At 44.4% G+C, this 13,488-nt stretch carries 15 protein-coding genes; 5 read left to right on the top strand and 10 right to left on the bottom strand.

The window, feature by feature from the left end; translation table 11 throughout:
• The first annotated feature begins 87 nt into the window (after nucleotides 1–87).
• Nucleotides 88–873, top strand: a complete 786-nt coding sequence (locus TW84_RS19435) for a phosphotransferase family protein (RefSeq protein ID WP_045977285.1) — start codon at nucleotides 88–90, stop codon at nucleotides 871–873.
• 6 nt (nucleotides 874–879) lie between these two features.
• Here the strand turns inward: TW84_RS19435 and TW84_RS19430 are convergent, their stop codons facing one another.
• Entirely contained in the window at nucleotides 880–1,611 is a 732-nt protein-coding gene (locus tag TW84_RS19430; protein ID WP_045977284.1) for a dienelactone hydrolase family protein, read from the bottom strand.
• 495 nt (nucleotides 1,612–2,106) lie between these two features.
• Between TW84_RS19430 and TW84_RS19425 the strand changes: the two genes are divergently transcribed.
• Nucleotides 2,107–2,778 (top strand): winged helix-turn-helix domain-containing protein, encoded by a 672-nt coding sequence (locus TW84_RS19425; RefSeq protein ID WP_045977283.1) that lies wholly within the window; start codon nucleotides 2,107–2,109, stop codon nucleotides 2,776–2,778.
• 322 nt (nucleotides 2,779–3,100) lie between these two features.
• Entirely contained in the window at nucleotides 3,101–3,565 is a 465-nt protein-coding gene (locus TW84_RS19420; protein ID WP_045977282.1) for a hypothetical protein, read from the top strand.
• A 60-nt stretch (nucleotides 3,566–3,625) separates the two neighbouring features.
• Here TW84_RS19420 and yiaY read toward each other — a convergent pair whose 3' ends face one another.
• The 4 genes from yiaY to TW84_RS19405 form a co-directional block, all read right to left on the bottom strand.
• Nucleotides 3,626–4,774 (bottom strand): L-threonine dehydrogenase, encoded by a 1,149-nt coding sequence (yiaY, locus tag TW84_RS19415; protein ID WP_045977281.1) that lies wholly within the window; start codon nucleotides 4,772–4,774, stop codon nucleotides 3,626–3,628.
• A 296-nt stretch (nucleotides 4,775–5,070) separates the two neighbouring features.
• Nucleotides 5,071–5,721 (bottom strand): isoprenoid biosynthesis glyoxalase ElbB, encoded by a 651-nt coding sequence (gene elbB, locus TW84_RS19410; protein ID WP_045977280.1) that lies wholly within the window; start codon nucleotides 5,719–5,721, stop codon nucleotides 5,071–5,073.
• Between the two features lie 70 nt (nucleotides 5,722–5,791).
• Nucleotides 5,792–5,929 (bottom strand): hypothetical protein, encoded by a 138-nt coding sequence (locus tag TW84_RS24930; protein ID WP_167336334.1) that lies wholly within the window; start codon nucleotides 5,927–5,929, stop codon nucleotides 5,792–5,794.
• Between the two features lie 146 nt (nucleotides 5,930–6,075).
• Complete coding sequence (locus tag TW84_RS19405; RefSeq protein WP_045977279.1) at nucleotides 6,076–7,002, bottom strand: LysR family transcriptional regulator; 927 nt, start codon at nucleotides 7,000–7,002, stop codon at nucleotides 6,076–6,078.
• A 95-nt stretch (nucleotides 7,003–7,097) separates the two neighbouring features.
• Between TW84_RS19405 and yjjG the strand changes: the two genes are divergently transcribed.
• Entirely contained in the window at nucleotides 7,098–7,772 is a 675-nt protein-coding gene (gene yjjG, locus TW84_RS19400; protein WP_045977278.1) for a pyrimidine 5'-nucleotidase, read from the top strand.
• A gap of 287 nt (nucleotides 7,773–8,059) precedes the next feature.
• Here yjjG and TW84_RS19390 read toward each other — a convergent pair whose 3' ends face one another.
• Both TW84_RS19390 and TW84_RS19385 read right to left on the bottom strand, forming a co-directional pair.
• The gene (locus TW84_RS19390; protein WP_045977276.1) at nucleotides 8,060–8,746 is read right to left on the bottom strand and encodes a helix-turn-helix transcriptional regulator; all 687 of its coding nucleotides are present in this window, start codon (nucleotides 8,744–8,746) and stop codon (nucleotides 8,060–8,062) included.
• A 65-nt stretch (nucleotides 8,747–8,811) separates the two neighbouring features.
• Nucleotides 8,812–9,132 carry a hypothetical protein gene (locus TW84_RS19385; protein WP_045977275.1) on the bottom strand — a complete coding sequence of 107 codons (321 nt, stop codon included), beginning with the start codon at nucleotides 9,130–9,132 and terminating at the stop codon, nucleotides 8,812–8,814.
• 234 nt (nucleotides 9,133–9,366) lie between these two features.
• Here TW84_RS19385 and TW84_RS19380 point away from each other — a divergent pair, with 234 nt between their 5' ends.
• Nucleotides 9,367–9,951, top strand: a complete 585-nt coding sequence (locus TW84_RS19380) for a DUF1294 domain-containing protein (RefSeq protein ID WP_045977274.1) — start codon at nucleotides 9,367–9,369, stop codon at nucleotides 9,949–9,951.
• Nucleotides 9,952–10,026: 75 nt separating this feature from the next.
• Here the strand turns inward: TW84_RS19380 and phnX are convergent, their stop codons facing one another.
• Genes phnX through phnW form a run of 3 tightly spaced genes read right to left on the bottom strand, consistent with a single transcriptional unit; the run spans nucleotide 10,027 to nucleotide 13,365 of the window.
• Nucleotides 10,027–10,848, bottom strand: a complete 822-nt coding sequence (phnX, locus tag TW84_RS19375; RefSeq protein WP_045977273.1) for a phosphonoacetaldehyde hydrolase — start codon at nucleotides 10,846–10,848, stop codon at nucleotides 10,027–10,029.
• 16 nt (nucleotides 10,849–10,864) lie between these two features.
• A complete protein-coding gene (locus tag TW84_RS19370; RefSeq protein ID WP_045977272.1) occupies nucleotides 10,865–12,247 on the bottom strand; it encodes an aspartate aminotransferase family protein in 1,383 nt (460 codons plus the stop codon).
• A gap of 2 nt (nucleotides 12,248–12,249) precedes the next feature.
• Complete coding sequence (gene phnW / locus TW84_RS19365; protein ID WP_045977271.1) at nucleotides 12,250–13,365, bottom strand: 2-aminoethylphosphonate--pyruvate transaminase; 1,116 nt, start codon at nucleotides 13,363–13,365, stop codon at nucleotides 12,250–12,252.
• Between the last annotated feature and the right edge of the window lie 123 nt (nucleotides 13,366–13,488).

The following is a 13,488-nucleotide window of genomic DNA, read 5'->3' as shown; positions in this document are numbered from 1 at the left end:
CAAGTTATGGGGCATTTTGGTTTGCTCACTAATCAAACTTAGGTAGGGTATGAACACGGGTTAACAGCGAGCTAGGCGTCTTAAGGTATGGATAGAGACAATGAATTGTCACAAATGGGCAGCGCAAAAGTACGTTTGATAGAAAGGCAAGGGCAGAGGTGTATTCACAAGCAGGGTGCAAATGAGGTAGAGCGAGCTTTCTATCTCACTGCTGCTAAAACCTTGAGTGAACGGGGAGTGCTGTCACCTCGTCTTATCCAAGCTGACGCTGATTCCATCGTTATAGAGTATATCCCTCATTCGGTGACACTCGAGGAGCTAACTCATTCAAGCCAAGTATTTAGTCAGATCGCGGCTATACACCAAACTCCAATTAGTTCGGACTGGACGCTTAAACAGCATCGCTGGAGTGATCATGCTCTGCGTACAGCGTTTCAACTCCTATCTCTCAGCTCTCAAGAACAGAACGTGCTTAAAAAGTTGCAGTCCCAAAGTCATATCATTTTTGATTACCCAACGCTCTTGTCTGGTGACACCAACGATGGTAACTGGGGGCGCAGAGAAAATGGGGAACTGGTATTGTTTGACTGGGAACGCTTCAGCAAGGGTAGCCCTGCGATAGATCTCGTTCCTTTAATCAAAGGGCTCGGGGATGAAGAAGCCATGCTGCGCATTGTAGATAGCTACATGAACGTACATAAAGCGATGCCAAGAGAGGAATTGTTCCGACATGTGATCATTGCTAAAGCGTGGATAGTGGTCGAAGTCACTAATCTGCTGTATGAACGGCAAAAGCCTCAACTTCAAAAGTATCTAGATTGGTTCAATGCGAATCTACCCAGATGGATTCGAGGTGTTGAGGCTATGGTCTAATCGAGACTAGTTGGTGGAAGAGGCAAGAAACTCCGTAAAGCGCTGCCAAGATTTTTCATCTGCTTCTTTTCGATAACGTTCACTGCCAAATACAGTAAAGGCATGAGGAGCACCGCTGTAGGTGATCATCTCATGAGCTGCGTTCTGGGCTTCTAACTCACTTGCCAATGCTGCGAACTGTTCCATTGGGATCGCACTGTCAGCAGTACCATGCAAAACCAGTATCGGAGCTTTTGTCTCTTGGTAAGATTGACCTTGAGGTGTCTTTAGCCCGCCATGAAAAGTGACAAAACCTTTGGCATTCATCCCAGCTCTTGCAGATTCCAATACGGCAGCGCCACCAAAGCAATAACCCATAACAACAGTATTATTGGCATTGCCACCAAGACTGGTGGCGTAATCTAAACTACCTTGCATCAAGGCTCTTAGTTTGTCTCTATCTTTATACAGTTCACCTGTGTGCTGCTTTTTATCCTTTACTTCAGTTGGCCTAATGCCTTTACCAAATAAGTCTGCAGCGAAAACGTTGTAGCCTAAATCATTGAGCATTTTAGCTCGCTTCATCTCATAGTCGGTTAAACCGTCCCAGTCGTGAACGAGTAAGACTAATGGTGCATCGTCACTGACTTTCGCCCAGTAACCTTCATAATCACTACCATTTACATTGTAAATTTTATTTTCGCCCGCTGTAGCAAATACGCTCACGAGTGCGAGAATAACCGTTAACTGTATCTTCATAACCACCTCCGTTAGTTTAGGAAGTGTAGACATAAAATGATGCATTGGTATTTTAAAATAAATTTTTTGTGATCATTTGTCAGCCGGGCTAGTAGAGAAGCTAAAATTTTACTGATTTCACTCAATTGACTTAAAGACTGAATTTCTTGATATTTGACCAGATAAAATATTCCTATAATTATTCTTTTTATATATTAATTTTATATGCATGGTTGACTTTTAATCTGATGTAATGGATTTTTACGAATATTAAAGATATATAAACCTTAATTAGATGATTAACTATCGGATTTTTCTTATTATTTTAGTAGCCTAAGTGCTTGCTGTAGGCATTATCTGTATTGCTATTTTATCGGCATTAATAAATGTTTAAATTACGGAGGAGAGGATAAAAATGATATTTTTACTCCTATCTTGTGTGTAGAACGAGGCATAAATATAAAGTGTTGACTATGAAAGTGGTAAGTAAACGTAGAATTTAAATTGGCAAGGATAATGATTAAAATCAATGGTTCTTTCGAGGTCGATCTTGAAAAAGGAATGGTAAAAAATACAGAAACAAATTACATCGTTGGTTTAGGAGTTAATGAAATTGAATTACTAAACTACTTTGTAGATAACTCTAATATGTTGTTGTCTAAAAGAGACTTGTTGGATCATGTATGGACGCGTAAAGGCGCCTTTGTCGAAGAAAGTAGTTTAATGAATACGCTTTCTTGCTGTAGGAAAGCGTTCGATGATAAGTATGGTAAGGTCATTAAAACTGAACGTGGTAAGGGCTATCGATTTGTCGGAAAAATTGAACAGGCGCAGCCTGAGCAAGTTATCGAGCCGCAATACTTGAAACCTAAAGAGAAACAAATAGCCAGTATTCTCAGTAAATTGAATCTCCGATGGATAATATTTTATATTGCGCTCGCAGGAGTATGCTTCGCCGCTGGTGTTTACGCCAGTTCTGTCTTTAAAGGGTTTACGAGGCCAGGTAGCGCAAAAAATTATTCTTACCAGATATATGACTCATGTGCCTATATTTATGCATCTAGCGGCAATAGAAAAGACTTTGGCCGTTCTGCGGTAATAACAAATGATGGAACCTCAATCATCATCAATGAACAGCTGGAGGCACTGAGTTTTCCATCGAATATTGCTGAGGTGCTCTGTGAATAAGGCGGCGCTGCATTGTTCGTAGCGAAAGTTCGCACTCAGTGAGTACAGTGATGATTAGTCTTATTGTTATAAGTAGAGGGAATGTGACTGCTATATCAATAGAACGAGCCAATGGTGGTTGTATATTATTCACTGAAAGCGCAGCGTCCCCACACAACAGAATGAATTAAAGTCTCAGGCTCCCAGCAACATACTTAGTGTTGGCACGGCTGCTTGAGAACCTTACTTTGCAATGTAATTAAATTAACGCCTGACTGACAAATGAAACTGAGCGTTTTTTAGACTTGTCTCCTTTAAAAATTGAAACGAAATAGGATACGCAATGTTTGCCCGCTATTTACTGATGTTATTGGTTTCAGTTGGTGCGACGTCTGCACAGGCTGTAGACAGTGAAGATAAATGGGAGCTTGGAGATATTAAAAATAGCATTGAAAAGTCACAAGATACAATGCATTACGTACGAACCGTTAATGGTTCTGCGTATGTACCTGAGCCAAAGCACAACCGAGACAAGCCTTCCCATAGCTACTTCAGCTTAGAATCTTACGACATCTATAACAGTCAGGGTGGAAAGCGTATGGTACAAGCGATGGTGACCAATAACTCTGGTGGTGGTATCACTCTAAAACCCAATCAAATCAAGGCTTATTTCGGCAATGACCACTATGTTTCTCCTTCAAAAATTGACCAAGATGGCAGTTTTGCACAAGGCGAGACCAAGTCGGTGACCTTGTATTTTGGTGAAACTGACGCCTCAATACTGGGTCTTATAACCCGCGCATATTAAACTTTTCGCTGAATAAAAAAGCCTCCCGAGGGAGGCTTGAGTTAGGAAAAGAAAATGGTATTACATGGCGGCTTCGAAGATTGAAGAGATTTCTTCGTGGGTCGCCTGTTTCGGGTTAGTAAAGCCACACGCGTCTTTTAGCGCGTTATCTGCAAGTGTTGGGATGTCTTCAGACTTCGCACCCAGTTCCTTGATACCTGCTGGAATGCCCACATCTTTCGCAAGCGCTACGATCGCATCGATTGCCGCTTCAGCGCCTTGTTCTGCCGTCATGCCCTCAACGTCAACACCCATTGCTTTAGCAACATCACGTAAGCGTTCAGGACACACTTGTGCGTTGTAGCGCTGTACATGTGGCAGAAGAATCGCATTACATACACCGTGTGGCAGATCGTAAAAGCCCCCTAGCTGGTGAGCCATCGCGTGCACGTAGCCTAGTGACGCGTTATTAAACGCCATACCTGCCATAAATTGCGCGTAAGCCATTTGTTCGCGAGCTTCGATATCTTCACCATTTTCAACAGCGGTGCGCAGATGAGCCTGAATAAGCTCAATGGCTTTGATGGCGACGGCGTCAGTGATTGGTGTTGCAGCGATAGAAACATACGCTTCAATAGCGTGGGTTAGGGCATCCATACCTGTTGCTGCGGTCAATGAGGCGGGTTTTGCCAGCATCAGCTCTGGATCATTGACTGAAATCAGTGGTGTTGTGTGCTTGTCCACAATAGCCATCTTAATGTGACGCTCTTCGTCAGTAATGATACAGAAGCGAGTCATTTCAGACGCAGTACCGGCAGTTGTGTTGATGGCAATGAGTGGCAGCATTGGTTTTGCAGATTGATCAACACCTTCATAGTCACCGATCTTGCCACCGTTTGAAGCCACTAGTGCAATACCTTTAGCGCAATCGTGCGGTGAACCACCACCTAGAGAGATAACGAAATCACAGTCATTATCTGCCAGCAAAGCCAGACCGTCGTTTACGTTGCTGGTGGTTGGGTTGGGTTGGGTACCGTCAAACACTACCGTTTGGACGTCACGGTCTGTCAGCAGATCTTGAACCTGCTTTACTACACCGATTTGGTTAAGAATCTTATCTGTAACGATCAGACCTTTTTTGAAGCCCTGAGACTGCACGCTGTCTGCTGCATCCTTTAAACAGCCAGCACCCATTAAGTTTACAGTAGGGATAAAAAATGCACTTGTCATCGACTTGCTCCGAATATATTTAGAATAAAAACTGTAGATAGATTGGCATATCCAAGGTCGTAGCAATTTTGATCTCAAACAATTTGCCTACCCAAAAGTGGTCGGTATGCTTTGGATTTGTGAGCTTGGTCAGATGAGTAGCCTGATAATGATAAAAATGTTAAATATTAGTGGGTTACTGCAATCGTTTATTCAACAGGAAGCGTGATTGTTTTAATTTTGTTCAGCGATGGCTTGGTGTGAAAATGAAAAAAGCCCTCTGATTGAGCAAAGGGCTGTCGTGTTGAATGGAGAAATTAAGCAATGTCTACCAATTTTCTTACTAGTTTTTCGATGCCACTGGCTGCCTGAGAGATATTGCCCGCTAACATATATGCAGGTGTTGACAGCACTTTGTGTTCTTCATCGAAGACGATGTCGTCCACCTCGCAGGCGATATGCTCGCCTCCCAATGCATTGAATGCAGATGCTGTGGCTTCATCATTGCCGATGGTACCTTTGACGCCATTGGCGTAAATCATCGGAATGATAGCTGGTGCGATGCACAAATAGCCAGCTGGCTTTCTGGCCTGGGCGAAAGCCCGACAAGCAGATGCGATGTGAGTATTGATGCTGCACTCCGCTCCATTGACTGCAAAATCAGTCAGGTTTTTTGCCGCACCAAACCCACCAGGTAGAAGGAGTGCGTCAAATTCTGCAGCATTGAGTTTCGCCACATCTTCAATGTTGCCCCGTGCGATACGAGCGGCTTCAGTCAAGACATTGCGTGCCTCCGCCATTTCTTCACCAGTAACATGGTTTATCACATGAAGCTGCTCAATGTTTGGCGCGAAGCAATGCCAGCTTGCTCCTTGTTTTTCGATGGCATGTAGCGCAAGCACGGATTCATGAATTTCAGCGCCATCAAATACGCCTGAGCCGCTGAGGATAACTGCAATTTTTTTCATTATTTGTTTCCTTATCGAACTGACGCCAATAGGTTAGATGAAAATAGGCTACTTGGACCGGAAGTGGGTCTCATTCTTTCTCTTCCGATTGGCTGCTTTCGTCAAAGTCATCACTGGGTTCAATATCTGTATCGTCTTGTTCTGGCTGAGAATAATGTTTTACCACGAATGGGGTGAGCATCACACTGGAAGGAAAAAATCGTTTCATAAAGACCTCGGATACAACGGAACAATGAGTCGTTCAATTGTGTGCCTGTATGGTGTTCTCACCTTTGTTTTAGGTCATGAAATCGAGTTAGAGCGAGTAATTCACAGCGATATGAGGACAGAGTCACACCTTGAGTGACTCATTGTTCAAGGTTTATGTGCCGGTGAAGTCAAATCCCAATAGGGGACATCTGACCCAAATTTCTCGGCGATAAAATCCACAAACACGCGGACTTTTAGTGGTAGGTGCTTTCTTTCTGGGAAAACAGCATACACAGAGTGAGAAGGGAGTTTATAAGCCGTCATAATGGGTCTGAGCGTACCAGCAGCAACGTCTTTTGCCACGATGAATGTGGGCAATTGACCAATCCCCAAGCCTTCCAGCAGAGCTCTGCGAATTGCTTCACTGTTGTTTACGACCAGTTTACCTTTCGGAACCACACTAACTGGTCCGGTAGGGCTTTCGAAAGTCCATTCGCTGCCGCCACGAAAATAGGCGTAACGTAGACAATTGTGAAGGCTCAGATCGCTGGGTTTTTCTGGCTCTCCATGCTCGTCTAAGTAAGATTGAGAGGCGCACAGAACACTACGACAAGTCGCTAGCCTTTTCGCAACCAGGTTAGAAAGCGGTAGATGACCTATGCGAATGCCTAAATCAAACCCGTCTTGAACCAAATCGACCATTTGATCTTCCAATTGCAGGTCGATTTCTAAGTCTGGGTACAAAGTTAGAAATTCTGCAACTAAAGGGGCGACATGTAAGACTCCGAAAGACATTGGTGCCGTAATCTTTAGTTTTCCTGTTGGCTTTCCTTGAAGTTCAGTAACCGCATCGATGCCTTGTTGGGCAAGGTTAAATGATTGAGCGACGTAATCGTAATAGCGTTGACCCGCTTCAGTTAGGCTTAATTTGCGAGTAGTGCGATTTAGCAGACGAATACCCAGCTCGTCTTCCAGTTGGTTGATACGCTTACTGACAGCGGATTTGGTAATGTGAAGTTTCTCTGCAGCAATAGAGAAGCTGCCGCTCTCTACGACGGAAACAAAAATAGGAATAGAGGTATAGGCTTGCATTGGTTGAGTATTAGTAAACAATCAGTTTCTTGATTAGTAGATTATCATCTTTAGGAAAACAATCTACACTAGCGGGGAAAATTGAGGAGAGAAAAATGAAATACGATTGGATCTTATTTGATGCTGACGAAACCTTGTTCCATTTTGATGCTTTTAAAGGGATGCAGTTGATGTTCTCTCGCAAAGGAATTGAATTTACTCAACAAGATTACAGCCATTACCAAACGGTGAACAAACCACTTTGGGTGGATTACCAGAATGGCACCATCACTGCACATGAATTAAAGCACACCCGATTTAAAGGCTGGGCTGACAAGCTTGAGACAACGACCTCAGAATTGAACACTGCCTTTCTTGAGGCAATGGCAGACATTTGTACTTTGCTACCCGGAGCGAAAGAGCTCATGGGTGCTTTGCAAGGCAAAGCCAAACTAGGGATCATTACCAATGGCTTTACTGAACTTCAGGCGATTCGATTAGAACGAACAGGAATGACAGATTACTTTGAGCATGTGATTATTTCTGAAGAAGTTGGTATTGCTAAGCCAGATGTGGGGATCTTTTCTCACGCACTAGAAAAGATGGGTAACCCTTGTAAGAGTAAAGTGTTGATGGTTGGAGATAACCCTCATTCTGACATCTTAGGTGGAATTAACTTTGGGATTGAGACCTGCTGGTTAAATACAACTCAAGAAGATGAAGTGGAAGGGATTGAACCAAGCTACACGGTTGAATCACTATTTGAACTGAAGAGTATTCTACGCGCTTAATTACTGTGTGGTCCATTATTCCCTGCAGTGAGTATCTATTGTCAATATAGGCGGCAGATATGCGGCACCAATATGCAGGGAATAATCGTAAAGTATGATGACAAACGTGGCTACGGTTTAATCTCTTTCAAGAGAAGCTCACATCAGACAGTCTTCCACGTCAGAGATATGAGTAGAGATAACGGGCCCCGGTACATAATGGAATACGTTGAATTTGACGTGGTTAATGACTTTAACGGGTGTATGATGGCGGTCAACATTTCCCTGCTCATCTTAAGAGTTGTCTACTAGTCCTTTGGTGAGTAAAGCGTAATAAAGTGCTCTAGAGACTTAGTTTTATTGGTCTCAAACTGCTGGTCTAGGATGCTTAGTTTTTCAATTCGATCCAGTCTGAAGTGACGGTAGTCATCCCTCAACTCGCACCATGCGACTAGCGTCCAGACTTTTCCCCAGAACATTTGTCCGAGAGGTTGCAGAGTACGCTGCGTTCTAGACCCATTTTCTGCGACGTAATCAATGTCTATCTTCAACTTTGCATCAATGGCATGTCTGAGCATTTGTCCGTGGCGAGCCGATGCGGTCTGCGTATAAAAGTCAGGCACCAGTATCGGAAAGCTCTCAACCTGCTGTTTGAGTTTGTCTGGCAATACGGAGAGGATTTTGTTTGAAGCGCTGATGGAAGCATCTGCAAGATCACTGTCTGACCAAGCCCGAACCATTCTCATTCCGAGTTCCAGCGCCATCATTTCTCGTTCTGAGAACATCAATGGCGGTAAGTGCGCGCCCGCCTGTAAGATATAGCCGACACCTGCTTCGCCCTGGATGGGAACCCCGGAATTCACAAGTGATTGAATATCTCGATAGATAGTCCGTTCACTGACTTCCATGGTTTGGGCGAGGTTAGCAGCAGTGACAGCATAACGCTTTGAGCGTAGCAAAGTCAGCAGCTCAAACAGTCGTTCAGATTTACTCATCTCGTTACTTTCTCATTGCAGAAGGGCGCATTATGCACCCTCCTTAAGTCAGCGTTAAGTCAAGCCTATTGGTACTTAGCGGCAAGGTCGCACATACGTAGAACTTGATGTTGCATGTTGACCGATTCTGAATCAATCAATGCCATTAATGGCTGACACTCTGTGCAGTGAACAAATTGCTCGCCCGCCGATTTGGCATCTTCCATTGAATCCCAGTAGACGACATCGGTCCAAGTATCATTTTCTGCATTGTGGCTTAGAGAACGATATTGGAAACCTTTTAATGTCGCAACGAATTTTTGGCTTTGATTGGCTGCTACGATAAAGTCTTCAGATGTTGTTCCTGCCAGTAGCTTAAAGCTAACGATTTCAATAACGTTTTCCATTGTATTACTCCTTTTCTATTGGTGTTGAGTTCGGAACTGAGTTTATGGCAGGGGAGTGTCAGAACCTGTCAGTATTGATTTTTGATGTAAATATTAGGTGTGCTAAACATTTCTGATTCTTTTTGTGCTACCTGTTGACTATGCGGCTAAACTGGAACTTAGAAGTAAAACGAGAATATGTTGTGTTTGGCTAAGGCGTCTTAGGCAGGGAGCTTGAGAGAGTGAGGGACCATAATGGCGATTCAAGGAACCATTAGTGAGTGGCACGATACTAAGGGCTACGGGTACATTTCGGTTGATGACCAAGATGCACAAATCAAATTTCATCTCTGTGACTTAGAAGCGTACGGCCACCCTCCAAGAATCAGCGAACGAGTGCAGTTTCGATTGGCAAAAGATGATCAGGGCGGCATTCGTGCTGTGAATATTGAAAGACAACTGGTGTTTAATTTTTCTTTGGCGATTGCCATTTGGTTTCTCACCACGCTAGTGGCCAGTGTGCTAATTCTCGATTATCCACCACTCTCATTGGTGCTTTATATCGCACTAAGTACGATTGCTTATATAGTTTACGCACTAGATAAACAGGCACTTCATACTGGAGGATGGCGTGTTCCTTCGCTGACTTTTCATGTATTGAATCTTGTCGGAGGCTGGCCGGGTGCTCTGCTTGCACAATCTGTGTTGCACCATAAGTACAATGACATCGGCTTTAAGAGTTTGTTCTGGGTAACGTTATGTGCCAATTTTGGCCTATTTTGCTGGACACTTACTACGCAAGGCTCGTTAGTAATGATCGAATTGTTTGCGGGAATATAAAGCCTTATATCTTTCTAAAATCACAAACCAGTAGGATTGAACTACTGGCTTGTGCGCTAAACACGAGCGATGAGTTTAAGGGCGTTCACCCGCTTCCAGTCGGCGCTCAATATCTCTAACCACTTCTGGTAGCTGAGAAATGGTGTCAATCAGGTAGTGTGGCGTGCTCTTCATTAACTTCACTTTCGCTTTTTCGCGAGCAGTATTTAGTGTCGCTTCATCCGCTGCCTGATATTGTTCATAGGTGAGTCCCGCTTCATTGCCAGACAGCAACAAACCCACCGTCCACATACCTGCATTGTGTCCTTCGTCGATGCCCGGTGCTGCGTCATCCACTTTAATGCATGCCTTTACGTCCGTTACGTTTAGCTCGATGACGTTTTTTAGTGCCATATAAGGTGCAGGGCGGCCTCCTTGAGGAAGGTCGTCAGTCGCCACAACGTAATCAGGCTTATAGCCATAGTCAGCAGCGACAGGGATTAACACATCCATGACTTCACGAGGATAACCAGAGCAAGAACCAATCTTGATCCCTTGATCTTTTAAACCATCGACAACTTCAATCGCGTTCAGGATGGGTTCTGCGTGGTCAGCGACTTTTGCTTTTTGCAGTGGCATAAAAGTCGCGTAAATGCGGTTAATGTCATCACTATTCATGGAGCGACCAAACTGCTCATTCCAACGTTTGTCTACAGCCGGAAGGCGACCTACCGCCTGAATGTGGTCCCATTTGCCAAGCCCCATTGGCTCGCGTGCTTCTGCTAAGTTGATATCAAAGTCGAAACCTTGTTTGAATGCTTCAACGAAGATGCTGGTTGGTGCGAATGAACCAAAATCTACAATGGTGCCAGCCCAGTCAAAGATGACAGCCTGAATCGGTGAGTGAGAGTAAGTCATAATTGATATCCTGTTATCAGTCGTTGTGTTCATTACATACATTGGCAATCGCTTCTTCGAAGATAGCCAGCGCTTCGGTAAGTTGTTGACGTGAAATAATTAATGGTGGGCTGAGTTGAATAACATTGCCTTGAGAAACTTTAAAGCTGAGGCCATTATTTAGACATTGATAAAGCACGGTTTCCGCTTGATCAAACGCTCTTTGTTTGGTTTGCCTATCTGTCACGAGTTCTACGCCCCAAAGTAAACCGATGCCGCGAACGTCTCCGATTACTGGGTATTTCTGTTTCATTTCCAGCAATTTTTCACGTACAAACTCGCTATCGTCTTTTACTTTTTCCAGTAAACCTTGTTGTTCAATGACTTGTATAGTCGCGAGTGCGGCGGCGCAGCCTATTGGACTCTTCTCATGGGTGTAATGACCCATAGAAATCTGCTCTGCAGTGTTGTATTTGTCTTTGGTGACCATCGCTGCAATGGGAACCAATCCACCGCCCAAACCTTTGCCAATACACAATATGTCAGGTTCGATGTCATAGGCTTGATACGTGAACCATTCTCCGCTGCGCCCCATGCCGTTAGGAATATCGTCAATAATGAGCAGGACGTTGTGCTTGTCGCATATCTCACGAATACGTTTCCAGTAGGCTTTGCTTGGCACCTGAACATCGGTATTGCGAACAGCTTCGGCAATAAAAGCGCCAATGCCTCCTTCTTTTTCAATCACATATTCCAGATAATCGGCATAGTGAACATCGCTACCATCAGAAGAGACACTTTGAAAAGCTCCGCGGTAGGATACCGCGGGCGGAATACGTTCAACTCCTGCCATTAAAGGGCCCATACCTTCACGGAAGCAGGCTTCACCGCCAACAGATATTGCGTCCAGAGAGGCACCGTGAAAAGAGTCCCATAAAGAGACGACTTTAAAATTGCCGGTAACATGACGAGCTAACTTGAGTGCCATGCCTATAGCCGATGTGCCCCCAGGGGCGAACAAGACTCTGTTGAGTTCTCCACCACAGATCTGCGTGAGCTTTTCAGCACACTTAATCGCGGTTTCATTGGTGAAACGGCGAGGCGAAAATGGCAGATTTGCAATCTGTTCAGTGATTCGCTTAATCACATGTGGATGACCGTAGCCAAGCTGGTGAACGTTGTTGCCATGAAAATCCATGTACTTTTTGCCTGTGGCATCTTGAATATAGATTCCTTCGGCTGCTTCAAGTGCGTCCAGACAGGGTGTAGACATGGCCTGATGCAGAAAGACGTCGCTATCGCGCTGTAGCAGTTCTTGCGTACGTTCGTCGTTTAGGGATGCGTTCCTAGCCTGTCGAGCAGGAGTGGTATTCACATCTCCTTCACTGCGAAAGTGGGTTGGTTTTATCGACTGAGTCATGATTAGGCTACCGTTTGCACTTCTTTCCAGTACATGGCGTTCTTGATTGCACCGATCAAACGTTCAATATCCTGCGGGTAGACTTCGCCAATATTGCCAATTCGGAAACAATCTGCGTTAGATACCTTGCCCGGGTAAATGACAAACCCTTGCTCTTTGAGGCGGTCATAAAACGCCTTAAATTGGTAGTCCGGATGAGTCGGGGAGTAAAAAGAAGTAATAATTGGTGAGTGAAGCTCATCGCGTAACAACGGTTCGAAGCCTAACGAACGCATGCCTGAGACCAAGCTTGCTTGGTTAGTCTGATAACGCGTATGACGTGCCTGAATCCCGCCTTCTTGTTCAAGTTCTAACAGAGCTTGGTAGAAAGCGCGTACAGTGTGCGTTGGAGAAGTGAAACGCCATTTACCATGGTTCATTTCCATACACTTCCACTGATCGTACAAATCTAGGCTCAATGAACGGGCTTGCCCTTGGCATCTTTCCAGTTCGCTTTGCTTTGCTATGACAAAACCAAACCCTGGTACACCTTGAATACATTTGTTGGCAGAACTGATCATAAAGTCAACGCCCATTTCGCCAATGTCCATTGGAATACCGCCAAAGCTAGACATCGCATCTAGGATGACCACTTTACCGTGTTGCCTTGCTAATTGAGTCATCGCCTCAATTGGGTTGAGCATGCCAGTTGTAGTTTCGCAATGGACAATGGCAACGTGAGTAATACTTGGATCCCTTGCTAGTGCTGTTTCCACCTCGCTCATGTGCGGCTGTGATGTTTCGCCTGGGGAAACGATATGGCAAGGAATATTCAGATACTGTGCAATTTTTGCAATTCGCGCGCCGTAGGCTCCGTTGTCAACAACGAGCAGTTTGCCTTCTTTTGCGATCGCACTGCCAATGGTGGCTTCTACTGACGCTGTGCCACTGCCTTGCATAAGCACACTGGTATAGCCTTGGTGTTGAGTTGCCAGCTTTGTTAATTTAGTGCGAATCACTTCTACGATGTCTTTGTTGTATTCATCATCCCAAGTGCACCAGTCTTTTAACATAGCTTCACGGACCGTTTCTGACGTTGAAAGTGGTCCAGGAGTTAGCAGTAAGTATTCGTTTTTCATTTTCATCCTATTTTGGTATACACCAGAATTTAAGTGCACTCTATCAGGGCAGAAAACGATGAGTAAATAGACAAAAACTCAAATTCATAAAACTTTAATATCATATAGATTGGGCGTTTAACT

The organism is Vibrio neptunius, assembly GCF_000967495.1.
Taxonomy (GTDB): domain Bacteria; phylum Pseudomonadota; class Gammaproteobacteria; order Enterobacterales; family Vibrionaceae; genus Vibrio; species Vibrio neptunius.
This window is presented reverse-complemented; position numbering and strand designations above follow the sequence as displayed.